At 44.1% G+C, this 25790-nt stretch carries 24 protein-coding genes; 10 read left to right on the forward strand and 14 right to left on the reverse strand.

The annotated features are described in order from the left end of the window. Window positions 1-366 precede the first annotated feature (366 nt). Complete coding sequence (locus ACYJZR_RS08250) at window positions 367-783, reverse strand: YscW family type III secretion system pilotin (protein ID WP_023623563.1); 417 nt, start codon at window positions 781-783, stop codon at window positions 367-369. Between the two features lie 388 nt (window positions 784-1171). On the opposite strand from ACYJZR_RS08250, the gene exsC reads away from it, so the two are divergent. Together exsC and exsE2 are read left to right on the forward strand one after the other, a co-directional pair. Then, entirely contained in the window at window positions 1172-1618 is a 447-nt protein-coding gene (gene exsC, locus ACYJZR_RS08255) for a type III secretion system regulatory chaperone ExsC (RefSeq protein WP_020840558.1), read from the forward strand. A 7-nt stretch (window positions 1619-1625) separates the two neighbouring features. Beyond that, window positions 1626-1937, forward strand: coding sequence for a T3SS regulon translocated regulator ExsE2 (gene exsE2, locus ACYJZR_RS08260; protein WP_025499827.1), 312 nt, complete (start codon window positions 1626-1628; stop codon window positions 1935-1937). Window positions 1938-2046: 109 nt separating this feature from the next. On the opposite strand, the gene exaC is transcribed toward exsE2, so the two are convergent. Next, a complete protein-coding gene (exaC, locus tag ACYJZR_RS08265) occupies window positions 2047-3567 on the reverse strand; it encodes an acetaldehyde dehydrogenase ExaC (RefSeq protein ID WP_005464448.1) in 1521 nt (506 codons plus the stop codon). 235 nt (window positions 3568-3802) lie between these two features. Here exaC and ACYJZR_RS08270 point away from each other — a divergent pair, with 235 nt between their 5' ends. Then, complete coding sequence (locus ACYJZR_RS08270; protein ID WP_269656438.1) at window positions 3803-5563, forward strand: sigma-54-dependent Fis family transcriptional regulator; 1761 nt, start codon at window positions 3803-3805, stop codon at window positions 5561-5563. A gap of 61 nt (window positions 5564-5624) precedes the next feature. Here the strand turns inward: ACYJZR_RS08270 and ACYJZR_RS08275 are convergent, their stop codons facing one another. Beyond that, entirely contained in the window at window positions 5625-5762 is a 138-nt protein-coding gene (locus ACYJZR_RS08275) for a hypothetical protein (protein WP_005464410.1), read from the reverse strand. A gap of 578 nt (window positions 5763-6340) precedes the next feature. Here ACYJZR_RS08275 and ACYJZR_RS08280 point away from each other — a divergent pair. Beyond that, window positions 6341-6544: a hypothetical protein gene (locus ACYJZR_RS08280; protein WP_005464314.1), complete on the forward strand. Its 204-nt coding sequence runs from the start codon at window positions 6341-6343 to the stop codon at window positions 6542-6544. Between the two features lie 10 nt (window positions 6545-6554). On the opposite strand, the gene ACYJZR_RS08285 is transcribed toward ACYJZR_RS08280, so the two are convergent. The 7 genes from ACYJZR_RS08285 to ACYJZR_RS08315 form a co-directional block, all read right to left on the reverse strand. Further along, window positions 6555-7082 (reverse strand): hypothetical protein, encoded by a 528-nt coding sequence (locus ACYJZR_RS08285; protein WP_031832177.1) that lies wholly within the window; start codon window positions 7080-7082, stop codon window positions 6555-6557. Continuing rightward, the gene (locus tag ACYJZR_RS08290) at window positions 7079-7933 is read right to left on the reverse strand and encodes a hypothetical protein (protein ID WP_015296823.1); all 855 of its coding nucleotides are present in this window, start codon (window positions 7931-7933) and stop codon (window positions 7079-7081) included. Before ACYJZR_RS08290 ends, ACYJZR_RS08285 begins: the two co-directional genes overlap by 4 nt. A gap of 197 nt (window positions 7934-8130) precedes the next feature. Further along, complete coding sequence (gene gnd, locus ACYJZR_RS08295) at window positions 8131-9579, reverse strand: decarboxylating NADP(+)-dependent phosphogluconate dehydrogenase (RefSeq protein ID WP_015296824.1); 1449 nt, start codon at window positions 9577-9579, stop codon at window positions 8131-8133. Window positions 9580-9618: 39 nt separating this feature from the next. Beyond that, a complete protein-coding gene (pgl, locus tag ACYJZR_RS08300; RefSeq protein ID WP_017448949.1) occupies window positions 9619-10335 on the reverse strand; it encodes a 6-phosphogluconolactonase in 717 nt (238 codons plus the stop codon). Continuing rightward, window positions 10332-11834, reverse strand: coding sequence for a glucose-6-phosphate dehydrogenase (gene zwf, locus ACYJZR_RS08305; RefSeq protein ID WP_005500460.1), 1503 nt, complete (start codon window positions 11832-11834; stop codon window positions 10332-10334). Before zwf ends, pgl begins: the two co-directional genes overlap by 4 nt. A gap of 649 nt (window positions 11835-12483) precedes the next feature. Further along, entirely contained in the window at window positions 12484-13170 is a 687-nt protein-coding gene (locus ACYJZR_RS08310; protein WP_461715800.1) for a response regulator, read from the reverse strand. After that, window positions 13167-14786, reverse strand: a complete 1620-nt coding sequence (locus tag ACYJZR_RS08315) for an ATP-binding protein (RefSeq protein WP_025501288.1) — start codon at window positions 14784-14786, stop codon at window positions 13167-13169. The genes ACYJZR_RS08310 and ACYJZR_RS08315 overlap by 4 nt, the downstream gene beginning before the upstream one ends. Window positions 14787-15281: 495 nt before the next feature. Here ACYJZR_RS08315 and ACYJZR_RS08320 point away from each other — a divergent pair, with 495 nt between their 5' ends. From ACYJZR_RS08320 to ACYJZR_RS08345, 6 genes are all read left to right on the forward strand, one after another. Then, window positions 15282-15509, forward strand: coding sequence for a hypothetical protein (locus tag ACYJZR_RS08320; protein WP_005500455.1), 228 nt, complete (start codon window positions 15282-15284; stop codon window positions 15507-15509). A gap of 134 nt (window positions 15510-15643) precedes the next feature. Then, window positions 15644-17059, forward strand: a complete 1416-nt coding sequence (locus ACYJZR_RS08325) for a TolC family protein (RefSeq protein ID WP_005500452.1) — start codon at window positions 15644-15646, stop codon at window positions 17057-17059. 3 nt (window positions 17060-17062) lie between these two features. Continuing rightward, window positions 17063-18043: an HlyD family secretion protein gene (locus ACYJZR_RS08330; protein WP_029855520.1), complete on the forward strand. Its 981-nt coding sequence runs from the start codon at window positions 17063-17065 to the stop codon at window positions 18041-18043. Between the two features lie 20 nt (window positions 18044-18063). Next, on the forward strand, window positions 18064-19230 hold the full coding sequence (locus ACYJZR_RS08335; protein WP_025625390.1) for an ABC transporter permease: 1167 nt from the start codon (window positions 18064-18066) through the stop codon (window positions 19228-19230). Then, window positions 19227-20378 carry an ABC transporter permease gene (locus ACYJZR_RS08340; protein WP_017448943.1) on the forward strand — a complete coding sequence of 384 codons (1152 nt, stop codon included), beginning with the start codon at window positions 19227-19229 and terminating at the stop codon, window positions 20376-20378. Before ACYJZR_RS08335 ends, ACYJZR_RS08340 begins: the two co-directional genes overlap by 4 nt. A 402-nt stretch (window positions 20379-20780) precedes the next feature. Then, window positions 20781-21767, forward strand: a complete 987-nt coding sequence (locus ACYJZR_RS08345; protein ID WP_180761793.1) for a cytochrome-c peroxidase — start codon at window positions 20781-20783, stop codon at window positions 21765-21767. A 71-nt stretch (window positions 21768-21838) separates the two neighbouring features. On the opposite strand, the gene ACYJZR_RS08350 is transcribed toward ACYJZR_RS08345, so the two are convergent. The 4 genes from ACYJZR_RS08350 to ectA all read right to left on the reverse strand — a co-directional run bounded on the left by ACYJZR_RS08350 (window position 21839) and on the right by ectA (window position 25590). Next, window positions 21839-23263 (reverse strand): aspartate kinase, encoded by a 1425-nt coding sequence (locus ACYJZR_RS08350; protein WP_020840547.1) that lies wholly within the window; start codon window positions 23261-23263, stop codon window positions 21839-21841. Window positions 23264-23354: 91 nt separating this feature from the next. After that, complete coding sequence (locus ACYJZR_RS08355) at window positions 23355-23741, reverse strand: ectoine synthase (protein ID WP_005500439.1); 387 nt, start codon at window positions 23739-23741, stop codon at window positions 23355-23357. 15 nt (window positions 23742-23756) lie between these two features. Continuing rightward, complete coding sequence (gene ectB, locus ACYJZR_RS08360; RefSeq protein WP_406965077.1) at window positions 23757-25022, reverse strand: diaminobutyrate--2-oxoglutarate transaminase; 1266 nt, start codon at window positions 25020-25022, stop codon at window positions 23757-23759. 34 nt (window positions 25023-25056) lie between these two features. After that, on the reverse strand, window positions 25057-25590 hold the full coding sequence (ectA, locus tag ACYJZR_RS08365; RefSeq protein ID WP_005477699.1) for a diaminobutyrate acetyltransferase: 534 nt from the start codon (window positions 25588-25590) through the stop codon (window positions 25057-25059). Window positions 25591-25790: the final 200 nt, after the last annotated feature.

A 25790-nucleotide genomic window follows, 5' to 3' on the forward strand; every position in this document is an offset into this window, starting at 1 on the left:
AGCGCTTTTACTTTCTTATAAGTCTATTTTTATTAAATAACGTTATGCTATTTAAACTCTGACTTTGTTTTTATATTAGAATAAATTAAATTACTAATATGATAATAAAAATTAGGAAAACTACATTTCCAAAACCTTCAAATTGTTTGTTTTTTAATCCAAAACGCCAAGCCAACGTGTTCAAGGCGTAGGATATAATCATAAATCACACGCTTGTGGCAATAGTTATTAATATAATTTCCAACTGTCCCGATGACTCATTTTTCGCAATTTTATTTATAAAAACGCTCAACAATTCTTTCACATTGAATTGGCTATTTCTATTCACATTTAATAAATTAGATAGCGCTAATTAAATGTAACCGATTACTTTTTTGTTTCTATTTCTATAGGAAAAAGTCTTAAATCCACTTTCTGACTTCCTTCTCTGAATATATATTTCTGCTCATTTTGGGCGATAATTTGACCTTGAGAATAGAGTTTCCCTATCACTTTCATTTCTCCTTTCCCGGCTTGAATTGGCGCAATAAGAAAAGAATATTGAACTGGTAACTGAACACCTTGATATTGCTGAGAAGCAACAGTAAGGCATTGATTTTCAAAAGCTTGACACATCTCCACCTCTATATAGGTCGAAACTGGAGGATGGTATCCTTCGACAGAAATCCACCCATATACATTCGCTTGGCTCTGAACGGAAAATGGCTGTGCAGTCCCCACGGATTGAGCGCATCCAGTCAATAACATTAAACCGATAAGACCGGCCCACTTACTGCTTTTCATTTAGGCTCCCATAAATTATTTTTATCGCCTTATTATGATTTATTTTTACACAACTTCTTATGTGTACGTTTAAATTTTCGGCTTATATTTATTCTACAGATGGACAGCAATAACGTTCCACGTACAACACGTAATTAACATAGTATTTAATTTTTAAGATAACACAATTCTAATTCTTCATCGCTTGTCGATATAAACCAAAATTTCACCATAATAGAATTTAATAACCGTTAATCTTTATATGCACCAGCACTCACTTGTAAGATTAGAAGCAAGGTGTCAATTCTGGGTTTCCGGCCAAAATATAATAACTAACAACCAAAATTGATAAACACCCCCCACGATATCGAATATGTTTCCCGATAAAATTCTCAAAAGGACTGTTTCTATGTCAGCACGCCAAACTATCGATGAGGTTTTACAGAAGTTTGCTCATCAAATAGGCTTGCCTGAACTGCATTTGACGGACAATGAACTAAGCTTAGCTTTTGATGATCACTTGAAGGTTCATTTCATCTTTCATCCAGAAACGAATACGCTGCAGCTGGAAGCGGAAATTGTTGGATTACAAATCGTCAATTCTGATCTTTATCGTTCTTTTTTGGCGTTCAATTACCATTGGCCAGAACACCAATTATTTTTCAGTTTAGATAATCATAGGCACGTACTGTGTTTGAATAAACTGATTGGCATCGAGCAATTGGATTATGAATATTTTGAAAATGCGTTGGCGGAATTGTTGACGCAAAGCGAGTCATGGGAGTCGTTGCTATCTGCTCACGTAGTGGCCGAAGATACGCCTGCTATGCCTCAAAGTTTAGATCTGAGAGTTTAGGTGTCTTATGTCTAATGACATCCAATCTGCACGCAACAGCCAACCCATTCACGGATTGGAGCAAGTAGAACGACGTGAACTTGTGCCACAAGGAACGTTTCAAGGTCGCAAAGTGACCCTACTCTCTTCATCAGAAAACAAACAGGCACGCATGAGCTCAAAGCGAGAGCTGAGCGAATGTTTAAACCAGTTCGCGAGCCTTGAATCTTGCAATCAAGTGTTGGATTTTGAAAAGCCAACTGGATTTGAGAAGCAAAGCGCTGCTATCGAAAAGCTTTTTGAGCGAAAGATAGATGTGATTGCTCGAAGCGAAAAGTAAACACAAGTTATCACGCACGCACAGCTCCCTTCTGTGGTTTAATGAATGCCAATAAAAAAACCCCGAATAACCGGGGTTTTGAGTTCGTATTTAGCTTAAAACATCAAACTTAGAAAAAGCCTAACGGGTCGATGCTGTAGCTAATCAGTAAGTTCTTAGTATTCTGGTAGTGATCCAGCATCATCTTGTGCGTTTCACGCCCGATCCCCGATTTCTTGTAGCCACCAAACGCTGCGTGTGCAGGGTAAGCGTGGTAACAGTTGATCCAAATTCGACCAGCTTCGATATTACGGCCCATGCGATATGCCACGTTTGCATCACGCGTCCAAACACCTGCACCTAAGCCATATTCCGTGTCGTTCGCAATTTCCAGTGCTTCCGCTTCATCTTTGAACTTAGTGATAGCAATCACTGGGCCAAAGATTTCTTCTTGGAAGATTCGCATCTTGTTGTGGCCTTCCAGCATTGTTGGCTGAATGTAGTACCCTTGACTGATTGACTCTGGCTGTTCAGACACGCCACCACCAAAGACCACTTTTGCGCCTTCTTCACGGCCGATTTCTAGGTAACTTAAAATCTTATCAAACTGTTCTTGAGAAGCCTGGGCACCAACTTGAGTATCGGTATCGAGCGGGTTACCTTGCTTGATTAACTGCGCACGTTCCGTCAATTTCTCTACGAACTTATCGTAAATCGCTTCATGAACCAGCACACGAGATGGACAGGTACAAACTTCGCCTTGGTTGAAGAAACCAAGTAACGTGCCTTCAATACACTTATCGAGATACTCATCTTCGTAGTCGAAAATATCCGAGAAGTAGATGTTTGGTGATTTACCACCCAACTCAACAGTCGATGGGATCAAGTTGTCTGCCGCACATTTTAGAATGTGATTGCCAACTTGTGTTGAGCCCGTAAACGCGAGTTTTGCAATACGGTTGCTAGTTGCTAACGCTTGGCCTGCTTCTGAACCAAAGCCGTTTACAACGTTGATGACGCCCGGAGGAAGCAGATCACCGATTTTTTCCATCAAAACCAAAATCGACGTTGGCGTTTGCTCTGCTGGCTTCAATACCACACAACAACCTGCCGCAAGTGCCGGTGCCAGTTTCCACGCCGCCATGAGCATTGGGAAGTTCCAAGGGATGATTTGACCAACTACGCCAATCGGCTCTGGGAAGTGATAGCTTGCCGTGTGCTCATCCAGCTCCGCCGCACTGCCCTCTTGTGCGCGAATACAACCCGCAAAGTAACGGAAATGATCCACCACCAAAGGTAAGTCCGCCGCCAAGGTTTCACGAACTGGTTTGCCGTTTTCCCATGTTTCTGCAACCGCAAGTTCTTCTAAATGCTGTTCAATACGGTCTGCGATTTTCAGCAAAATGTTAGAGCGTTCGGTCACACTGGTTTTCGCCCACTTTGCTTTGATGTTATGTGCTGCATCCAATGCTAAGTTGATATCTGCCTCGCCAGAACGGGCAACTTTACAATACGCTTGCCCGTTGATTGGTGAGATATTGTCAAAGTACTCACCGCCCGTTGGTTTTACCCATTCCCCACCGATAAAATTATCGTAATGCGATTTGAAATTAACGATGGCATTTTCACTACCTGGCTGTGCATAGATCATAACTCTTCCTTTTGTTTCTCGTTCATTAACGACAGTGTCGTATCGCACTGTTCACAGAGAGCATTACGCAAGTCACACGCCAACTACGCCACACTTGTTGTTAATTAAATGTAAAACTATGATTACCAAGCGATAACAAACCAAGTGAGCGATGTTTGAGCGGATGTATGGTGTGAACACCAATGTTCAAGTGTTCCAAAATGGCACACCCTCACTGTGACAAAATGGTACAGTCATGGAACTTCAACACATTAGCGATAACAACTGGCTTTCTACGTCATGGATCCGAAGTGAACAGGCGGGTTTAAAACAGCGTCGACGCCCTGAAGATATTCGAGTGACACCAGCGACACTTCAAGATAGGCGTCACCAACTCAACTTCTTATTGGAAACCGTCACCCAGTTTGCTCTCCCGCTGTTTAATCAGCTTTTTGCTCACAGTGACAGTCGCTTAATTCTGACGGATGCCGACGGCGTTATCATCGGCAGTTGGGGGCAACCTAAGTTTCGCGAAAAGTTGACCGAAATAGCGCTGAGTTCGGGGGCGTGTTGGCAAGAAAAGGTCAAAGGCACCAACGCGATTGGGACTGCGATAATTGAAGCAAAACCGGTCTCTGTCATCGGCGATCAACACTTTATCCAACACCATCGTTTTATTAGCTGCTCGGCCAATCCTATTTTCGATCATCTTGGTCATTTGATTGGCATATTAGATATCACCAGCGAGCAAAAGAAACATGACTTCTCAACGCAGGTGCTGGTACAAAACATGGTGCAGCAGGTTGAAAATCAATTGCTTAACTTGATTCCACAAGGGCATATTCGTGTGGATTTGGCGTGTGAGAAAGGCTTACTGAACAGTGGGTGGCAAGGGATTATCATCGCCAATGAAGATGGACAGATCCTTGCGCACAACCAAGTTGCTTCTCAGCTCCTCGCGCAACAAAACGTCATCGGGCAATCGCTCGACGACATTCTTTCTATCCAGAGTACCGACCATCCTTTCGTGTTCAAAACAAAGCCGCTGACCGACAAAAAAGTGAAGTCTCGTTCCGTTACCGCTTCTAATGATCTTCATTACGGTGATTCCGCTGTCGAGCATTGCTGGCAACAAGCCAATCGCGTTATCGATAAAGACATCAGTTTACTGATTCTCGGAGAGACTGGGGTCGGTAAAAATGAGTTCGTGAAAGCACTCCATAAAAACAGCCAGAGAAAAACTGGCCCTTTGGTTTCCGTCAACTGTGGCGCACTACCGAAAGATTTGGTTGAGTCCGAATTGTTTGGCTACGTAGCTGGTGCATTTACTGGCGCAAACAGCAAAGGCTATCAGGGAAAAATTCGCCAAGCACACAAAGGGATTTTGTTTCTGGATGAAATCGCCGACTTACCGCTAGAAGCTCAAAGCCGATTGCTTCATGTGCTTCAAGATAAAACCGTACTTCCCGTTGGTTCAAACCAAAGTGTTCAAGTCGATACGCAAATCATCGCGGCCACGCATAAGGATCTCGATAGCTTGGTTAGCGAAGGATTGTTCCGTCAAGATTTATACTATCGTCTCAATGGTTTGATCATCGAATTGCCTCGCTTTGAAGAACGAGATGATAGGCAGCAACTGATCGAGAATATCCATCGACGTCATGCTGAATCTGAACAACAACTCTGTCCTCGCCTACTTTCTCTGCTGCTTTCTTACTCTTGGCCAGGAAACCTGCGAGAACTCGATAGTTTAATCAAAGTATCCGCGTTAATGGCGCAAGGTGAAGAAACGTTGGATCTCGCTCACGTACCGACTCACCTGAGTAAGAAGCTCAGCCAAGCTCAAGACGTGAAAACCGCGGCAGAGCCAACATTAAAACTGCGTGCAACCGTCGAAGACAAACTGCTTAAAACATATCAAGCAAATCAGGGCAACATCAGTAAAACCTCTCGTATGCTTGGCGTGAGTCGAAATACGATTTATAGAAAGCTGAAAAGCCTCGGCATATTGGGTTAATCCATAACCTCAGATACAAAAAGAGCACCTTTGCGGTGCTCTTTCTATTTTGAAACCTAGCTTACAGGCCGCCTTGTTGTTGCGCCTGTTTTACTAATGCCTGACGTTGAGTTTCCTTCTCAGAGATCACTTGGTTGTCCTTGTGTATTTCCTGATCCAATTCTGCCGGAATGAAAACAAAGTACTTGTTAAGAGTCATCTTAGAACCTCAATTTGTTGTGTTAATCACCTTCTTGGTCAACATAAACAACACCAGAAAAACACGTTTTACTGGATCCTTGTTGCTGGTTTCAAAAAATAAAGGATGTTCATTTATTAAACATCCTCCATGTGGGCGCTAATTATAGGCGTAGTTCAAAGGCTTACCTAGCACTCTTTTTCGCCTTTCTTGCAACCTTAGTTTCATTCTCAAAACTGATGCAATCACACATATTCAATAAAGTATTGTTAAACAAAGAAAAGTGATTTTTGATTCTATAAATCAACAGGATGAGAAGCACTTCCCATGCACCTTATAAAATTAAGGTAGGCGACGTTTCAAATTACAAATTCATGCAAAACAGTCACTGGCCTGTGCAGTAAATTCTTTTGACGTGATAATCAAATAAGCTCATATCGCTGCAACTTCATCCACAAATTTGTCTACCAGTTCAATATTTCACCTTTTTTGAGAAATCTTTAGCCACTTTTTTGGGTGAAAATGCCAAGAAAGGAAGACAATCTAAGTGTGGAATATGACCACTCTTGTCTATCCCCACTCAGCTTTGGGAGGCGTTTATGAAAAGTAACAAACTTGGCCATGTGATGTCTTTCAGCAGAATGTTTTCCTTCATTGCGTTTTTGACGGCCACATTCGCATGGATTCTCAGCATGTATGCCCTATTCACTGTTTCTGTAGTGGCTCTTGTGGTCAGCGCAATTCTCTACCTCAAAGACAGGTTCTATCAAAACAAGAAAACGACCACAGAAAAGAGCGCCTAGGCGCTCTTTTCTATTGAATATTATTGTCCTTTGACTTGATATAGTAATCAATCCGTTCTAACTCGTGAAAATAGCCATACATACCAATACGGTTAATCTCTGGTTCTAAGCAGTATTTTTCTTCTTTTACCATAGCCTCTACAAACATGCCACTTGATGCAATCGTGAAAGGCGGACATTCCAAATAACCGTGAATCTCTGCGATATTTTGTAGCCGTCCAAATTCCCAAACTCTTCCGGGAATTGCAACTAGCAAAGCAACGACGGTCGCATAACCCACCCATTTTATCGATATACTTGAAGCTTTAGAAATAATACTAGAAGCAACAAAAATAGTTAAGGCTGGTGTTAAAATCAAACCACTAATACTAATTACATGAGATGTTGTTAAATATATGACTGGGAAGTTGTTGCTTATTTGATGTTGTAGAGACTCCAGCGTGAAATACTCATACAAGCGGTAACTTGAGTACGCACCCAATAGAATACTAATTATTAAAACCAAAGCTGAATGTACCGCGTGCTTCTGTTCTCTCATAAGAAAATAGCCTTGGTAGTTGGGTGCTGGAGTTGACTTATAGATTTACGCCTAACGATATCTCCGTTGATATCATCAATTGCTTGTTTGTCCATCTTTTCAAAGTACTCGTCTATAGCTGCAATAGCCTTTTCTTTCAATTCTAACTTTCCTTCCAAAGAACTTAGCACCTCTCCTACGACTAAAGCGGTAACAATACCAACTCCAATAGGTAATAACACTACTCCTGTTACACCAATAACATAAGCCCCCGCTAAGTAGCCAACAGTAGCAGAAATTGAAGCCTTTAAGACATCTGAACCAATATTTACAATCCAATTACTGAACAAATAATCTTTTTTAAATGCTAGCTCCAAAGTTCGATAGGGAACTGAATAAATAATCGTCAAAAACACTCCGCCTTTAGCGCTTGCTTTCAATCCAGCTTGACCTATTCCTAACGCCAAGATGTTGGCATTGTTCAAAAGATACCGTGTACCTTTTACTATGCTTCTGAGTCTATGATTACCTTTAAAAGTGATGTAACTTTTAGAACCATTCCTCGTTATCTCATATTTTCCAATTATTGCCCCTCCTTTATGTAGGTCTTCTGCAAGTATATAGAATGCAGTAACATCATGTAATAGACTTCCTCTTGAGCTAACAAACTCAGCGACTTTCATTGATATCGCAAGATCTTTAATTTGTTCTTCATTTAACCCTTTGAATTTTTTTTCAAAGACCCAAAGATCAACTAGACCTTTACTCTCTAGTACATATACATCGACTTCATTTTCTGCCACTTTTTTTAGACAACTATCCCTTTTAACTTTATTTCTCTTGCTCAAACATTGAAATTTATCTGCGGTCATGGCCATTCTTCCTTAGATTTTTTAATTTGGAATATTTTAATCTCGAGGAAAAAAGCTGCTTTCCAATTTCTGAGAAGTGCGTGACGAATCAACGTTTGATGTAACTTTTAAATCTACCAATATCTCAATGTCTTACAGACACAAAAAAGGATGCCACTTAGGCATCCTTTTATATTCAGTCGGTTTACTTAAAACGATTAAACGTCGTAAGTTGTAGACGCTGTGTTGCCGCCTGTGCCCGTCCAGTTAGTGTGGAAGAATTCACCACGCTCACGGTCGATACGCTCGTAAGTGTGAGCACCGAAGTAGTCACGTTGAGCTTGCAGTAGGTTCGCAGGTAGACGAGCTGTTGTGTAACCGTCTAGGAACGTTAGTGCAGAAGTCGTACATGGCATTGGGATGCCTGCTTCTAGAGACTTAGCTGCAACTTTGCGCCATGCTACTAGGCTGTTTTGTAGGATACCTTTGAAGTAATCATCAGAGCCTAGGAATGCTAGTTCTGGGTTTGCTTCATATGCATCACGGATGTTGCCTAGGAACGCAGAACGGATGATACAACCACCACGCCACATAAGAGCAACGTTACCGTAGTTTAGATCCCAGCCATTCTCGTTTGATGCTTCGCGCATTAGCATAAAGCCTTGAGCGTAAGAGATGATCTTAGACGCTAGTAGCGCTTGACGTAGTGCGTCAACCCACTCTTGCTTGTCACCTTCTACTGGCGTGATTGTCTTACCGAACAGTTTCTCAGCTTCAACACGTTGATCTTTTAGTGCAGATAGGCAACGAGAGAATACTGACTCAGAGATAAGCGTTAGTGGAATACCTAGGTCTAGTGCGTTGATACCTGTCCATTTACCTGTACCTTTTTGGCCAGCAGTGTCTAGGATTTTTTCAACTAGAGGTTCACCATCTTCGTCTTTGTAGCCAAGGATGTCAGCCGTGATTTCAACTAGGTAGCTATTTAGCTCAGTGTTGTTCCACTCAGCGAATACCGCTTGCATTTCATCTGCAGACATACCAAGACCGTCTTTCATGAACTGGTAAGCTTCAGTGATCAGCTGCATGTCGCCGTATTCGATGCCGTTGTGAACCATCTTAACGAAGTGACCTGCACCATCGTTACCAACCCAATCACAACAAGGCTCGCCAGCGTCAGTTTTCGCAGAAATACCTTGGAAGATAGGCTTAACCGCTTCCCAAGCTTCTGGAGCGCCGCCAGGCATGATAGATGGGCCAAAACGTGCACCTTCTTCACCACCAGATACGCCAGTACCAATGAAGTGGATGCCTTTTTCGCGTAGTGCTGCAACGCGACGGTTTGTATCTGGGTAGTTCGTGTTACCACCGTCGATGATGATGTCGCCTTTGTCTAGTAGAGGGACTAGAGCGTCGATGAATTTATCGACAACGTCACCTGCGCGAACCATTAGCATCACTTTACGTGGCGTTTCTAGCTTCTCTACTAGTTCTTCTAGAGAGTATGCACCGATGATGTTCGTGCCTTTCGCTGGTCCTTCCAGAAACTCGTCTACTTTGGCAGCAGTACGGTTGTGAGCTACCACTTTAAAACCGTGGTCGTTCATGTTTAGGATAAGGTTTTGACCCATTACTGCTAGGCCAATTACACCGATATCACCTTTCATTGTTTCTCTCCAATTGTCTTTCATTGACGAGCAAGCGCATTAAGCGATTTTTGCTGCTGCGTCCAAATCTAAATACCATTCCGTCAGACCCGCTTTTGCATGGATCTTCGCCGCCGGATATGGAAGTACGTTAGCTGGTGAACTGTTGATTTCTTCAACAATGTCCGCTTTACCCGCGCCAAGTACTAAATAACTAATGCGTTTCGCAGCTTCTAATACGCGTGCGGTTTTCGACACACGAAGTTGGCCCGACTCAGGATGCGCAGCTACAAGAGATAGGTTCGCATCATCATAATTCGTTTGGCCAGGGAACAAAGAAGCTGTGTGACCATCTGCACCAACGCCTAATAAGATCCAGTCAAACACAGGTGTACCGTTTTCAGTCGGGATCACCTCTGCCATCTCTTTTGCAAAGCGCTCTGCTTCTGCTTTAGGCTCATCTTCGCCGCGGATACGGTGAATGTTTTCCGCAGGAATATTTACTTGGCTAAACAGCAATGTGTTTGCTTCACCGTAGTTGCTTTCTGCATCATCAGGTGCCACGCAGCGTTCGTCACCCCACCAGAAGTGAAGGTTTTGCCACTGAATCGACGTTGCGTAAGCCTCAGAAGCCAACAGTTTAAACAGCATTTTAGGAGTGCTGCCGCCAGAAAGAGAGATGTGAACAGGTCGGCCCATTTCGCTGAACGCTTTCATGTCGTTAGCTAGGCTTTCTACTACCTGCTCCGCAGTTTGATAGATCTTATGGTTGATCATAGTTCACAGTAGTCCGTATCTGTTAGGTTTTTACATGGGAAACGCCAAGCGCGGTTGTCACGCTGAAGCAAGTCATCAGACTCTTTAGGACCCCATGTACCACATGCGTATCCGAAGAGTGATTGAGGATCTTGTTTGAAGTCTAAAATTGGCTGAACGTACTGCCAACATGCTTCAACTGCATCGCTACGTGCAAATAGCGTCGCATCGCCATTTAGAGCATCAAGTAGAAGACGCTCGTACGCAGTTAGCATTTGAGTCTCTTGCAGATCTGCGTAGTGGAAGTTCATTTTCACTTCCTTCGCTTTAAAGCCTGCGCCTGGTTCTTTCAAACCAAAGCTCATCTGAATGCCTTCGTCTGGCTGAATACGAATGATCAGTTTGTTTTCTGGCGCATTTTGGCCAAACACTGGGTGCGGTGTTTGTTTAAAGTGAATAACCACTTCAGTAACGCGAGTCGGAAGACGCTTGCCAGTGCGTACATAGAAAGGTACACCATTCCAACGCCAGTTGTTGATGTAAGCTTTTAGCCCAATGTACGTCTCAGTACGAGAATCGTCCGCTACGCCGTTTTCTTCACGGTAACCCGGAAGGTGTTGGCCACGCACGTCTGATGCAGTGTACTGACCAAGTACAAGATCGTTACGTAGTGCTGTTTCATCCAGTGGTTTTAGGCATTGAAGCACTTTCACCACTTCATCACGCATTGAATCTGCGTTGATTTGTGCTGGTGGTTCCATACCGACCATTGCCAATACTTGTAGCAAGTGGTTTTGGAACATGTCGCGTACAGCGCCAGAGTTGTCGTAGTAACCACCACGCTCTTCTACGCCTAGGAATTCAGCGCCTGTGATTTCCACGTAATCAATGAAGTTACGATTCCAAAGCGGTTCAAACATCGCGTTAGAGAAACGGAAAACAAGTAGGTTTTGAACCGTCTCTTTACCTAGATAATGGTCGATACGGTAGATTTGATGTTCTTGGAAGTGCTCGTGAATCTCTTTATCCAACGTGCGTGCTGACTCAAGGTCGTAACCGAACGGTTTCTCGATTATCAGACGTTTCCAGCCATCTTCCTCATTGTTCAAACCATGTGCTGCAAGGCTTGCAGGGATCACACTGTATAGGCTTGGAGGTGTAGCTAGGTAGAAAAGCGTATTACGTTGTTCGAATTGATATTCGTCGGCAAGTTGGTCTAAACGTGTTGCCAGCTTGCTGTAATCTTGCGTGTCAGAAGTGTTAATTGCTTGGTAATGCAGATGGTTGATAAATGCATCAAGCGTTTCTGGCTCGGTTTTTTCCATTTCTTGAAGCGATTTTTTCAGCTTCTCGCGGTAGGACTCGTCACTGTATTCAGTACGACTTACGCCAAGAATGGCAAAACTCTCTGGAAGCTGCTTGTTCGCATAAAGGTGGTATAAAGCAGGAATGAGCTTACGATATGTAAGGTCACCTGAAGCACCAAAAATAACGATGCTGCTGTTTTCTGGTATTACCATCATCTTTCCCTTAAAAACGAGGTACTTATTGTGTGCCCGGATACGGCTAAAGGATGAGCCAACCCTATCAATGACACTCAAAAATAGAAAATTGGTCTTACCTATTACGTTGATAGGTAAAGTCTATAGGCCCAAAGAACCTCAAGAAGTTGCGCTCCTAATCATCAGAAACACGACGTTTTGAGGCCATTTAGGTCACTTATGTCTCAAGAGCACAACCTTGCGCTCAGTGGAGGAAAGTCCGACACGGGGCAGTATTGTCTACGACTATTTGATTTACATCAACACTTGGCTGTGCAAACGTTTAAATAACTTACTTAAAACGTCATAAATGTTTGTATTTTATGGATAAAAAAAGTAACACTTAAGTTAGTTAAAATTTAAGCAAAAACTCTAATTCGGACAAAAATCACCCACACTTGCAATCCATTACATAATAAGTGTGAAATAAGCCAAATCTATTTCCTCCGTGCAAATGTGTTAATCCGATTTGTTTTCATGGGACGAATCACTACTACCATCTGTCAAAAACAACTTCATCAACCTTTTCTTTTAAAGATTATTTTTAGCTGATACAAAAAAGCGGTGACTAAAAATCACCGCTTTAACTGTTTTATACGCTCAAAATACGATCTGGGCTCACGCTTTGTTACCGTATCACTTTTTTATAACAACGTTCCGGACGACCTACCGTGCCGTAGTTTAGATCCGCTTCTAGTTCACCCGAGCTGATCAAATATTCCAAATAACGTCTTGCCGTGGTTCGGCTAGCGCCAATCTTTTCTCCTGCTTCATCAGCCGTTAGTGCGCCTTCACCAACAAACAAGTCGCGAATTTTATCGAGCGTTACGCTATCTATCCCTTTAGGCAAGCGTTTAGGGCAACTGTCCGTTCCTGTATTTGATTGCAACATGCGGTCAACCAAACCTTGATCGAGGCTTTCCGCGACATCCAGCTGTTGGCGCTGAGTGATGTATTTTTTAAGTGCCGCTTCCAAGCGTGGGAATATGACGGGTTTCAACAGATAATCCACCACACCTCCGCGCATCGCTTGCTGTAGTGTGTCGACATCCCGAGCCGCGGTAATCAAAATTACATCACAAGTTTGATTGTTTGAGCGCAGCGTATTTAGTATCTCCAACCCTGTACCATCCGGCAGATAAACATCCATCAAAAGCAGATCTGGCTTGAGCACTTCGAGCTGCATTTCCGCTTCTAATCGCGTCGTTGCAATGCCAACCACATCCAACCCTGCCAATTGGCTCAGGTATTTGTGGTGTAATTCAGCAATGGCAATGTCATCTTCAATGATCATCACTCGCGTTGCCATGTTCATACTTGTTCTTCCTTTGGCAAATACACGGTTATTCGCGTTCCATATTCTGTGTTTGGTAGCATTTCAACATGCCCGTGATAGCGGGTCGCTAATTGGTTCACTAGGTGCAAACCTACCCCTCTATTTTGTCGAGATTTTGTCGAAATGCCTTTTTTGAAAAGGGTTTGAGGTTCAATGTTCTCTGGCAACCCACATCCGTGATCGCTGACTTCTAAAATCACTTCGTTGCCGTAATCGCTAACCGAGACTTCGATGTTTCGACGCTCTGATGCAACGTTGGATTCATTGCGAATAACGCTCAAAGTCGCATCAAACGCGTTGTCGATCAAGTTACCTAAAATGGTGACCAGATCTTCCGAATTTAACCATTCAGAAAGCGGCTCCAAGCGACTGCCCTCCTCGACCACCAGCTGCAAACCCAGTTCTCGTGCTCGCTCTGTTTTTCCCAACAACATACCCGCAATAAGCGGATCTTTTATGGTATCTCGCAAAAACTCGATCATGGCTTGATAATGGGCGGTTTCTTGTCCGATGAGCTTTTGCACAGCCTCAAGCTCACCCATTTGTACTAACCCACTGATCGTATTGAGCTTGTTTCTATGCTCGTGAGTTTGAGAACGCAACAAGTCCGCATATTCTTTGGTTTGCGAGAGCTGCTCCGTAAGCTCATTGATCTCGTCGCGCAAGCGAAAACTTGATACAGCCCCGACAATCTTTCCTTCCACAAAGATGGGTGAGCGGTTCGCAATTAAACGCTTATGATTAAGGAAAATTTCAATGTCGTGATCTTCTTGACCCGTTTCAAGAACGGTATATAAGTCGCTGTCGCGTAATGTATCCGTAAGCGGTTTGTTGAGCGCCTTATCTCTGTCAATGCCGAGAATCTGGCAAGCACTGCGGTTGATGGAACGAAGCACACCTTGTGCGTCAATGCTGAGTACACCTTCTTTGATAGTACTCATGGTGACTTCCAGTTCACCATACAGACGGCCGATCTCTTCTGGTTCGAAGCCTAAAATCGCGCGCTGGAATTTTCGAGACGCGTAATTGGACACCACGGCATTTGCCACCACTACGACGACAACCATCAAAATTAAAAAAGCGAGGAATGGCTCAATGCGATCTTGGAGCCTGTCGAGCAAATACCCCACCGACACCACACCAATGATGTTACCTTGTGCGTCGAATATCGCCGCTTTACCGCGGACGGAATAACCCAAAGAACCGCGCGCTGTAGACACATAGGATTGACCTTCGACCAGAGCTCGTTGGTTGTCGCCCCCTTTCATGGGCTTACCAATTCGCTCATCTACCGGATGAATTAAGCGCACGCCTTGGTTATCCCCAATCACAATAAAGGCCGCACCAATCGCTTTAGTGAGTGCGCGAAAGGACTCTTGATAAGGTTCTGGCTGCTGAGCTTCCACCATCTCAATGACGATTTCAGACTCTGCAAGGAAACGGGCAACACCGAGTGCCTTTTCACCCATTTCGTGTTCTTGATTGACTTTGAGGTAGGTAAAACCTGCGGCGACGAGCAGAAGTAACTCGATCAAGCCCGAGAGCGTCATAATGACCAGCATGCGCTTTCTAAAGCTGATGGTTCTCCAACTCATGGTACATCCTTACCGTTAACCCACTTCCACGTCACTGTGGTGTTGTTCTAAGTTAACATCGAGTTAACAGCAAGGCTTAGATCAGATGATAAATCTGTGAACACGGCAAACAAAGCGTGACTTTTATGGTGAATTAATAGGCGGCGTGAAACATAAAATTACATCCATTCATCAGGCACAATATTCCTTGCTGATATTCAATGGCATACATAAATTGCCCTTTAAAGCATGATTACGATCACACCAAATTTAGCGGTTTTTGAGGCACATTTAGACTTTCCATCGTATAATTTTTAGTCAAGAAGCCACAAAGAGCATCTTATAAGAAAGCAGTGAAGCTGGAAGTCTATTATTAGCTCAACATTGAAGTCAGGCAATTTGGAAATAACTTAATAAAAATACAAATACTGACTATATGACAAACACTTAGACACCATCTGCAAACTGGAAAACTATAAACAGAGGTGAATTTATAGTTTAGAAGGAACACCAAACATGGAACGCGATACATTTGGAATTTGCCTGAATAAGGCTATGCTGTCAGAGAATATGTATTCAACTTTTACACACGTCAGGGCTTATGAAAAAAACGGAGGTAATGCTTCGGATCTCAAGGTGTTACTCTCGTTTCCTCAAATGAGCGGTAAAGATTTGTTGAACACGATGCGTGGTTCTCGCCAACTAGAATGGCGAGCGGAATTCCACTGCCCTCGTATGAAATAAACTCTTAACAACCTCGCGCTCAGTGATTGGCGATGCTGAGCGCTGATTTACCCTTAATTCTTCCTCTCAACCACTTAACAGCGTGAGTTGATTACTTTATATTAGAGCCAATACTCTACAACAAAGTAGCCATTATGAAACAAACTGGAAAGTTTTGGGTATTGGGCCTTATTAGTAGCTCCATTTCTCTTGCCTGCCATTCAGCACCGATCACGTTTGACACTGCGTGGCAGTTGTTACTAGAAAACAACTATTCTCTTAAAGCTCAACGGGCAAATGTTGAGAACTATCAATATCAAGAAAGCGCAACCAGCAACCTTAATCTGCCTCAAGTAAGCATTGGTGCTAACTACACACGCTTGGACACCGACGTTACTCTTTCAGGAAAGCAGATCCTAGATAGCACTGGAACACACATTAATGTGCCACCTGCTTTTCAACCCATTTTTGGTGCCTTAGCGAACACCACCTCAACCATTACTGAGCGCGATATTTTCTCTTCTTCTATCCGTGCGATTTGGCCTATCTTTACTGGTGGCCGAATCTCAGCTGCGCAATCTGCCGCGGCGGGTAAAACCGATGAAGCGAAAAGTCAGTTAGCCATGGAGCAACAGGCTCGCTTTGAAGACCTTTCTAAATACTACTTCTCAGTTGTACTTGCCAAAGAAGTGCTCGCTACGCGCCAAGCTGTAGAACAAGGTTTGAAAAAGCACCGAGATTTTGCCATCAAGCTGGAAGAGCAAGGACAGATCGCTCGCGTTGAACGCCTACAAGCTGAAGCCTCATTAGACAAAGCCAAAGTAGAAACACGCAAAGCAGCCAGTGACTTGAGTATTGCGCAAGCTGCTCTTGGAAAACTTCTCGCGCAAGAGGATTCTGTTGAACCAGCAGAAACCTTGTTCATTAACGATAACCTGCCACCACTGAGTGCATTTATCGATCAGACCTTGCTCACCTACCCTGGGCTCGACATTTTGGATGCCAAGCACAAACAGGCATCGAGCTTAATTAAGGCTGAGAAAGGCAAATACTACCCAGAAGTTTACTTATATGGCGATTACAGCCTGTATGAAGACGATTCGTTGGCCAGCCAAATGAAACCGGATTGGCTCGTAGGGGTTGGCGTTAACATTCCATTGATTGAATCCACAGGTCGAAGCGAAAAAGTTAAAGCCGCACAAAGCGTTGTATCTCAAGTTGATGCTCTTAAATCTCAAGCCAAACAAGACTTGTCTTTACTTGTGCAGAAAACGTATCTAGAAGCGCAGCAAGCGATTGATGAAGTGCAAGGCTTAGAATCCAGCATCGCACTAGCCAATGAAAACCTGCTTCTGCGAGAAAAGGCATTCACTCAAGGTCTTTCTTCTTCTCTCGATGTGGTTGACGCTCAGCTTTATGTCGCCAGTATCGAAACTCAACGTTCGGCAGCGCGCTTCCGCTATCTGATTTCACTAACCAAACTATTAGCATTAAGCAGTGAAATGAACAGCTTCGAACAATATCAAAATACCGCTTACGCCCCAGCGAAAATATCCAAAGAGGTTAAATAAGTCATGGCAGCAAAATCTTTAAAACCCGTTCTACTTTCACTTTGCGTCTTGGGTGTGGCTTCTTGGGTTGGCTATCAGTTTTACCAAGCTTATCAGCCAGAACCAGTTCGTTTGCAAGGTTTGATTGAAGCTCAGCAATACAGCATTTCATCGAAAGTCCCAGGTCGCATCGACGAAGTGATGGTTCGCAAAGGCGATGATGTTGAAAAAGGCCAGCTAATTTTTACGCTTCATAGCCCAGAAATCGAAGCGAAACTGGAACAAGCAAAGGCTGGTGAAAAAGCGGCAGATGCACTAGCGCAAGAAGCAGAGAAAGGCGCACGTGAGCAGCAAATTCAAGCCGCGAAAGACCAATGGCTAAAAGCGAAAGCCGCAGCGGATTTGATGGAAAAAACCTATAACCGCGTGAACAACCTGTATAAAGATGGCGTGGTTGCCGAGCAAAAACGTGATGAAGCGCTAACCCAATGGCAAGCTTCTAAATACACCGAAAGCGCCGCTTTCCAGATGTATGAGATGGCGAAAGAAGGGGCTCGTAGTGAAACCAAAGTGGCTGCGGCTGAGAAAGCTCGAATGGCGTCTGGCGCAGTTGCTGAAGTGGAAGCTTATGCGAAAGATACTCAAATCTACAGTTGGTTTGACGGTGAAGTATCTCAAGTACTTTTACAAAGCGGTGAGCTTGCACCGCAGGGCTTCCCTGTCGTGACCGTCATCGACACTGAAGATGCGTGGGCAACACTGAACGTGCGCGAGGATCTGCTTAAACACTTCACTAAAGACACCACATTTAACGCATACCTGCCAGCATTAGATAAAAGTGTCGAGTTTAAAGTCACGCACGTTGCCGTAATGGGCGATTTCGCAACTTGGCGAGCGACCGATGCAGCACAAGGTTTCGATCTGCGTACCTTTGAAGTAGAAGCTCGCCCTACTCAACCAGAACCAGAACTGCGCATGGGTATGAGCGTTGTGGTTGAGCTGTAATCGCTCAAGGTAAAAAGTCTATGACGATTAAGATTTCACAACGGCATGTGTTACGGCGCGACAAGTGGTTACTGTCGTGCTTAACTTGGGTGCCTATTTTGCTTTCGCTTACCATTTGGGGCGTGTTTTCTGCGGGAATCGCGAGAGACCTGCCGATTGGCGTGGTCGATTTACAACATTCGCAACTCTCTCGTAAGTTGATCCAAACGTTAGACGCCTCTTCAACGCTTTCTGTGGATTATCACTACACCAGTGCGAATGAAGCCAAGAATGCCATGATTGAAGGCGATATTTACGCTTTTGCCGTCATTCCATCTAAGTTTGACCAAGACATTTTGCTGCATCGCCAACCGCAGCTTTCAGTGTTTTTTAACAGCCAATATATTTTGGTGGCAAAGTTAATTAATTCAGCCGTGGCACAAGCTCAAGGGTACTTTGATGCTCAGGTGCAAGTGATGGGCAATCTCGCCAAAGGCAATACAACGACGTTGTCCGCGCTCGGTCAAGCTGTGCCAGTGTCGACCCAAATCACCGCGCTGTTTAATCGCAACACTAACTACGCGCAGTTTTTGGTCACCGCTATCGTGCCTGCGATTTGGCAAATTTGTATCGTCGTGAGTACGATTTTGATCCTTGCGGCGCACTTTCGCATTTATGGGGGCAAAAATGGCTTTGAGTTTTTGGGTAATAAACCATACACAAAACTCAGCGCAATTTTGAGCCAATACATCCCAGTGTTTATGTTGCAAGGTGCCTTGTTCCTCTACTGGTTTTATGTGTTATTGGACTGGCCGATGGAAGGCAGTCTCGTAGTCATGTTACTGGCTCAATTGGTCACCATTGTTGCCTGTATCATTATGGGCGCACTGTTTTTCTTTTTATCGATGGACCCTGCCCGCGCAATGAGTTTTGCTGGTGCGTTTACTGCGCCAAGTTTTGCTTTTATGGGGATTACGTTTCCAGTTTCCGACATGAACACGCTCGCTCATGCTTGGCGCTCACTATTACCTATCACCCATTACATCGAAGTTCAGGTTGGTCAGGCAAGCTACGGAGCCTCAGCCGCTCAATCGTTTAGTGCTTTGTGGCCAATGATCTGGTATGTGGTGCCACTCTTACTGACAGCCGCATTCATTCATAAATACCGAGCGGCAGCACTGTCGACTCAGCAAAGGGAGGCAGCATGACACTCTGGCAACTGATTAAAGCAGAGATTCGCTCTGTGCTGACCAACCCCGTCGTCACATTAACTGTTTTTGGTGGCGTGGTTTTTTATTCGTTTTTGTATCCGCTGCCATACGCACAACAAACCCCTAGAGAGCAGCCAATTGCGGTCGTAAACCTAGACGGAAGCCAAACCAGCCTAAAGCTAGAGCGTATGGTCGATGCGACACCTCAAGTCAAAATCGTCTCGCGTTTACATACAATTGAGGATGCAAAACAAGCGTTTTTGAATCGCGAAATTACGGGTTTCTTAGTGATCCCTGAGCACTTCTACAAAGACGTAATGTTAGGTAAAAGCCCGACTCTTGCATACGCCGCAGACGCCTCTTACTTCTTGGTTTACGGCACGGTCGTTGAAGGTTTAGCTCAAGCAGGCGGTACATTAGGCGCACAAGTTAAAGTCAGCAAAATGGTGATTGAAGGCGTACCGCTTAGTTTGGCGAGCCACAATTACTCTGCTATCAAGCTGAATATGAAACCGACCTTCAACCCAACGATGGGCTATATCGAATACGTGGTTCCTGCTGTCTTTGTGCTGATTTTACAGCAAACACTTATTATGGCAGTAGGCTTGCAAACTGGTTCGCAGCGTCATGGCCGAGGCTACTGGTCGCAGGTATCAACCGGGTCATTGTTATTGGTAAGAACGTTGGTGTTTATTGCCATTTATTACTTACTGAGCGCGTATTACTTTGGTTTTAGCTTCGAACGTCTGAGTGTGAATCACATTGCCAAAGCAGGTGAGCTCTTAACCATGCTTTTCCCGTTCTTGCTGGGTTGTTGTGGGCTAGGCTTTTGGCTTGGCTATCTACTACCAAGAAGAGAACTGGTCACCTTAGTGGTTCTAGTCAGTTCAATGCCTCTCATCTTTTTAGCGGGCTTCATTTGGCCAGTTGAATCGATACCTGCTCCACTGCTTTGGATAGCCGATTTGAGCCCGAGTACTTGGGCAATAAAAGGCTTCTTGGCGCTCAACCAAATGGGCGCGACATGGCAGCAAGTTGCCAAACATTGGACGGCATTGTGGTTGCTTGTTGCGCTATGGGGTGGTGTGGCGTATTGGATAGCAAAACGTAACAACAAACCCGTTGTTACCGAAAGCCTAAGTTAATTTTTCTCTGCAGCTCAAAGAGATAAGTTGACAGAAATCACAATTCCATGACCAGATGAACAACAAAGGGGGCGAACTATCGCCCCCTTTGTTGTATTTGAACGCCTCACAACCTCAGATTGAAATTGACTTTAATCAAGGATTCGTCCGATAAATAACTTTAAACATTTGTGACAAATTTGTAACCAACACTCACAATAGCCTGCTCCAGCTTGACGTACAAAAATTCATCACTTTTAACATCGTTTTTTGCCATAAAAACCATCGAATTTTTGCATTTTATCGAATAACACCTTTCCTATACCGTAATTTTCGAGCGCACCAACGACTGTTTTATCAGCGGTTTCACAAGAAGTGCGCCGCTCTAGTGAGAGTCGAAAATCACGTCAAAAGGAAGTTATTATGAAAACTCTTATCGCAGTGAGTGTTTTATCTATATTGTCTTTCGGTGCCCATGCTGAACGTCAATCCAACGAACCCATCAAGGTCATCGAACCCATTTCTGGGCTCGACAGTAAAAAGATCGAATTGGGTAAAACACTGTGGTTTGAACCGAGACTGTCGGCGTCGAACACCATTTCTTGCAACTCTTGCCATAACATCGCTAAAGGTGGCGTTGATAACTTACCAAGCTCAATTGGTCACAAATGGTCAATTGGCCCAATCAACTCACCTACGGTGTTTAATTCAGATTTGAATTTCGTTCAATTTTGGAATGGGCGAGCGAAAGATCTGCAAGAGCAAGCCGCAGGCCCTATCGAAAACCCATTGGAAATGGCATTTACCCACCAGCTCGCGGTCGACACTCTTCAATCTATCCCTCAATACCGCGAGTGGTTTCAGCAAGCTTATGGCAGCGACAACATAACCATTGATAACGTGACCGATGCTATCGCAACATTTGAACAAACGCTGCGTACGCCAAACTCTCCATTCGATTTATGGTTGAAAGGTAACGACGACGCACTCACTACTGCACAAGTGGAAGGCTATCAACTGTTTAAAGACAAAGGCTGTACTGCTTGTCACAGCGGGCCATTAGCGGGCGGACAAATGTATCAAAAAATGGGGTTAGTGAAGCCATTTGCGACAGACAACCCAGATGTTGGCCGCAAAGCCATTACCGGAAGTGATTTCGATAAGTTCGTATTCAAAGTCCCAACCTTACGTAACGTAGAATTGACCTACCCGTACTTCCATGACGGGTCTGTTTGGGATCTTCAAGAAGCGGTAGAAATGATGGCCGATCTGCAACTTGGTCAAAAGCTAACGAAAGAAGAGTCCACCAAAATCACTGAATTCTTACGTTCTCTGACAGGCGATCAACCACAAGTCACCTTGCCTCACTTACCTCCATCAACTCATGAAACCGCAAGGCCAAATATTTAAAATTTAGTTGGCACTAAACAGAACAAAGGAGCCGAGAGGCTCCTTTTGTAACGTCTAAATCGATGAATCAATTAAGCCACATGCTCCATTGCGTTCGAGCCTTCGACAGGCGTAAAAAACTCATCGTGTAATGCACAAATGGCGCGTTGATATTCTTTGTCACTGACGACAAATTGCACGTTTACATTACGCAGTGACGAGTGCAACGCCACCGGGGTGACACCGCTGTTCATGAGAGAAAGTACGCCTTTCGCTAACGTTTTGTTAGTGTCGATGTGAGAACCGATGGCTGAAATTAGCGCAACCATTCGCCCTTTAATGGAAGCATTCGGGTAACGTTTTTCGGCCTTGTATAACACTTTGTTTAAGCTGTCCGAGCTACCGCCAAGGTAATACGTAATCGAGTTAGCGTTCATCTCTTTACCGATCAAGCTGACGCGTGCATCAGAGATGATTTCCATCAATTCGTAACTCACGTTGTCAACCTTGCCGACCATCGCTTGATCGAACAAGTGCAGTGCGAAGACCTTTTCTTTACCGGCGATGATTTCCACTTTGTCTTCTTCTGGGCGATACCCTGAAGATATCAACGTACCTTCATGTTCTGGCTCAAACGTGTTTTTGATTTGCAGCTCAATCCCACTTTCGCGCAAACCAGCGGCAGCATTAGGATGAATCGCCTCCATGCCTAAATTAGCGAGTTGATCCGCTACATCGTAGTTCGTGCTTCCAATTGGCAACACTTTCTCTGGGCCGACCACGCGCGGGTCTGCGGAACTTAAATGGTATTCTTTATGGATGATGGCTAAGTCTGCTTTGGTGATAGCTGCAATACGACTGAACGTCATTTCACTGTAGCCCCGGTCATAAGTGTGCATCAAACCTTCTTTGCAGTATGCATAACCCGTGACGATAGGCAGTTCTTTGGTCACATCGATATCAGCAAACGCGTCGCGAATGGAATCATCGAGACTTCTTGGTTCCTGATTATCCCAACCAGAGAGATCCACAAACCTCGCATTGATGCCCATGTTTTTCAGCTTAAGCGCTGTATTGTACGCACTGTGCGCTTCACCAATCGACGATAGAAACTCGCGAATTTGTGGCAGATAGTGACGCAGAGAAAACTGTCCGTATTGGCAGGTTTCTAGAATATTAGCGATACAATTTTTCGCCTCTGCAATGCGTGAACGAATGAACTTATCCGCTCGAATGCGATTCATTGGATCCGCAAAGATGTTTTCGTTAGTAAGCAGCATGCGGCTTTCTACATACGCTAGGGCGTCTTGCCATTGATCGTCACGTTTAGCAATTAACTGATAGACGCCTGCTTTGCTGGTTTTTTTACATTCTAATAGCGCGTCGGTCATGCCACCGTATGCCGACACAACAAAAATGCGGTTATATGGCGTTTTGGGACGAAGAATAATATTGTCGAGAACAGCATCAAATGCTGTCATTGAAGTACCGCCGATTTTTTCTACGGTAAAAGTCATGATAAGCCTTTTTTGATTGGTAACGTTAAATGAAACAAAAAAAGAGAAAGCGCTTAGAGGTGTGAGGCGACGTGCGCCTCACACTTAGCTTTTAGTCAACGAGCGGGTAAACGCCGTTTTCATCGTGCACTTCGACACCTGTGATTGGGGGATTGAAAACGCACGCCATGACCATTTCTTTGTTTTTGTATGCTCTTAGGTAATGCTCGTCGTGCTTGTCCAAAATGTACAATGTGCCCGGTTTGATTGGGTAAGTTTCGCCCCCCACCACTTCGATTTCACCTTCGCCGCTCATGCAGAAAACGGACTCTAGGTGATTTTGATAATGAATATGCGTTTCCGTTCCTTCATAAATCGTGGTGATGTGGAAAGAAAATCCCATGTTGTCATCTTTCAACAACATACGTACGCTTTCCCAGTTATCCGCGACTACGCGACGTTCACTATTTCGACACTCGTCAAGTGTTCTTACGATCATAATTAATAATCCTTATTAAGATGCTTGTTTGAAGTGTTTTGCAGTAATCGTTTCTACTGCACGTTCAAAGATGCTTAGTCCTTGGTTCAGCTCAGATTCACTGATAGTCAATGGACAGAAAAACTTCACCACCTCATCATCTGGGCCTGCGGTTTCAATCACCATGCCGTCGTCAAAACATGCTTTAGCGATTTCTGCTGCCAAGTCACCGTGAATACACTCGATACCAATCATCATGCCGCGTCCCTTTTTCTGAACAAACATTTGCGGGAAACGACGCACGCAGCGATCAATCACTTCACTCACATTTTGCGAACATTGCTTAATGTGCGTTTCGAAATCGTCATTTGACCAGTAGATTTCTAGTGCTTTTGCCGCAGTAATAAATGCGTGGTTGTTACCACGGAACGTGCCGTTGTGCTCGCCTGGTTTCCATTGGTCAAGTTCTGGTTTCAGCAGTACAACCGCCATTGGCAGACCGTAACCACCGATCGATTTCGATAGCGTCACAATATCGGGGTCAATACCTGATGGCTCAAAACTGAAGAATGTCCCAGTTCGGCCACAACCAGCTTGAATGTCATCGACAATCAATAGAATGTCGTTTGCTTTACATATTTTGCTCAAGCGCTGTAGCCACTCATTAGAGGCGGCGTTTAAACCACCCTCGCCTTGTACGGTTTCCAGCAATACGGCTGCTGGTTTGTCCATACCTGCAGAGTTGTCATTCAGCATAGTTTCGAACAGCGCCAAACCATCAACGCCAGCGTAACCTTCGAACGGAATGCGCGTTACGTTTGTAAGGCTTGAGCCGTTACCTTGTCGATGATGCTGATTACCTGTAGCCGCCAGCGCGCCTGCGGTACAACCGTGGAAACCGTTAGTGAATGCAACAACGCTGCTTCTGCCTTTCACTTTTTTCGCCAACTTGAGTGCTGCTTCCACCGCATTCGTACCAGTTGGGCCGGTGAATTGAACTTTATAGTCCAGTTTTCTTGGTTTTAAGATGTAGTTATCCAGCGCGGCGAGAAAGCCCGCTTTCGCTTCTGAATGCATATCCAAACCGTGTGTGATGCCATCCATTTCGATGTATTCAAGCAGTGCTTGCTTCAATACAGGGTTGTTATGGCCATAATTTAGGGATCCCGCTCCAGCGAGGAAGTCTAAGTAGCGTTCACCTTGTTCTGTTTCTAGCCAGCAACCTTTCGCTTTGCGAAATACCACTGGAAAATTGTTTGAATATGAGCGTACGTTGGATTCCTGCTTTTTGAAAATATCCATGATGAGACCGTTTTTGATTCCTATTGTTTGAGGATTATTTGAGAGGAATGCGATACAAAAACTCTGTATCGTGCTTGCCTTTAAAATGGGCTTTTTCATCCAAAAAGGTGCTGACTTGGCCATGATTGCCGTTCATCGCATCTAACTTTTTGAACAACGCCCAAGAGGCTTGGTTATCTTCCGTGATGGTCGTTTCTACCGATTTAACCTCGCTCAGCGCTTCCCTTTCGAGAAGCTCCTTGAGCATACGAAATGCTAAACCGTTACCTCTGAATCGAGGTGATACAGCGACTTGCCAAATGAATAATACGTCTTGTTCGTCAGGCTTCTGATAACCCGAGATGAAGCCAGCGATGTCGCCTTTGTGCTCAACCAAAATACTGGTTTTGCTGAAATGCGTTGACTGTAGAAAATTGCAGTAAGAAGAGTTCATGTCCAACGGAGGACAATCTGCAATTAAGCTGTAAATGCCATCACCATCAGAGATTTTAGGTTCACGAAAAATCCATTTTTTGCTTGGGTCTTCTCCAATTTCTGGATAAAGCACCCAAGGTGCTGATGTGATCATTTTGAAATACATATCCTTTGACGTCTAATTAAATTTCGCATTTATTATGGACATTCTTTACGGTTAAAAATCAAATAATCGGCGCTTTAATCTAGATCAATGTGACCAAAGTCACACCAAGACAACATTTAACCTAAAATTAAAATAGTTTGAACTCTAATTTATTAAAGCATCATTTAATACGAAACAACTCAACATGA

This window comes from Vibrio sp. RC2502, assembly GCF_054850435.1.

Excerpts from the sequence above, each read along its gene's own strand:
- ACYJZR_RS08250 (WP_023623563.1), bottom strand. The coding sequence starts at position 783 with ATGAAAAGCAGTAAGTGGGCCGGTCTTATCGGTTTAATGTTATTGACT.
- exsC (WP_020840558.1), top strand. The coding sequence starts at position 1,172 with ATGTCAGCACGCCAAACTATCGATGAGGTTTTACAGAAGTTTGCTCAT.
- exsE2 (WP_025499827.1), top strand. The coding sequence starts at position 1,626 with ATGTCTAATGACATCCAATCTGCACGCAACAGCCAACCCATTCACGGA.
- exaC (WP_005464448.1), bottom strand. The coding sequence starts at position 3,567 with ATGATCTATGCACAGCCAGGTAGTGAAAATGCCATCGTTAATTTCAAA.
- ACYJZR_RS08270 (WP_269656438.1), top strand. The coding sequence starts at position 3,803 with ATGGAACTTCAACACATTAGCGATAACAACTGGCTTTCTACGTCATGG.
- ACYJZR_RS08275 (WP_005464410.1), bottom strand. The coding sequence starts at position 5,762 with ATGACTCTTAACAAGTACTTTGTTTTCATTCCGGCAGAATTGGATCAG.
- ACYJZR_RS08280 (WP_005464314.1), top strand. The coding sequence starts at position 6,341 with ATGAAAAGTAACAAACTTGGCCATGTGATGTCTTTCAGCAGAATGTTT.
- ACYJZR_RS08285 (WP_031832177.1), bottom strand. The coding sequence starts at position 7,082 with ATGAGAGAACAGAAGCACGCGGTACATTCAGCTTTGGTTTTAATAATT.
- ACYJZR_RS08290 (WP_015296823.1), bottom strand. The coding sequence starts at position 7,933 with ATGACCGCAGATAAATTTCAATGTTTGAGCAAGAGAAATAAAGTTAAA.
- gnd (WP_015296824.1), bottom strand. The coding sequence starts at position 9,579 with ATGAAAGGTGATATCGGTGTAATTGGCCTAGCAGTAATGGGTCAAAAC.
- pgl (WP_017448949.1), bottom strand. The coding sequence starts at position 10,335 with ATGATCAACCATAAGATCTATCAAACTGCGGAGCAGGTAGTAGAAAGC.
- zwf (WP_005500460.1), bottom strand. The coding sequence starts at position 11,834 with ATGGTAATACCAGAAAACAGCAGCATCGTTATTTTTGGTGCTTCAGGT.
- ACYJZR_RS08310 (WP_461715800.1), bottom strand. The coding sequence starts at position 13,170 with ATGAACATGGCAACGCGAGTGATGATCATTGAAGATGACATTGCCATT.
- ACYJZR_RS08315 (WP_025501288.1), bottom strand. The coding sequence starts at position 14,786 with ATGAGTTGGAGAACCATCAGCTTTAGAAAGCGCATGCTGGTCATTATG.
- ACYJZR_RS08320 (WP_005500455.1), top strand. The coding sequence starts at position 15,282 with ATGGAACGCGATACATTTGGAATTTGCCTGAATAAGGCTATGCTGTCA.
- ACYJZR_RS08325 (WP_005500452.1), top strand. The coding sequence starts at position 15,644 with ATGAAACAAACTGGAAAGTTTTGGGTATTGGGCCTTATTAGTAGCTCC.
- ACYJZR_RS08330 (WP_029855520.1), top strand. The coding sequence starts at position 17,063 with ATGGCAGCAAAATCTTTAAAACCCGTTCTACTTTCACTTTGCGTCTTG.
- ACYJZR_RS08335 (WP_025625390.1), top strand. The coding sequence starts at position 18,064 with ATGACGATTAAGATTTCACAACGGCATGTGTTACGGCGCGACAAGTGG.
- ACYJZR_RS08340 (WP_017448943.1), top strand. The coding sequence starts at position 19,227 with ATGACACTCTGGCAACTGATTAAAGCAGAGATTCGCTCTGTGCTGACC.
- ACYJZR_RS08345 (WP_180761793.1), top strand. The coding sequence starts at position 20,781 with ATGAAAACTCTTATCGCAGTGAGTGTTTTATCTATATTGTCTTTCGGT.
- ACYJZR_RS08350 (WP_020840547.1), bottom strand. The coding sequence starts at position 23,263 with ATGACTTTTACCGTAGAAAAAATCGGCGGTACTTCAATGACAGCATTT.
- ACYJZR_RS08355 (WP_005500439.1), bottom strand. The coding sequence starts at position 23,741 with ATGATCGTAAGAACACTTGACGAGTGTCGAAATAGTGAACGTCGCGTA.
- ectB (WP_406965077.1), bottom strand. The coding sequence starts at position 25,022 with ATGGATATTTTCAAAAAGCAGGAATCCAACGTACGCTCATATTCAAAC.
- ectA (WP_005477699.1), bottom strand. The coding sequence starts at position 25,590 with ATGATCACATCAGCACCTTGGGTGCTTTATCCAGAAATTGGAGAAGAC.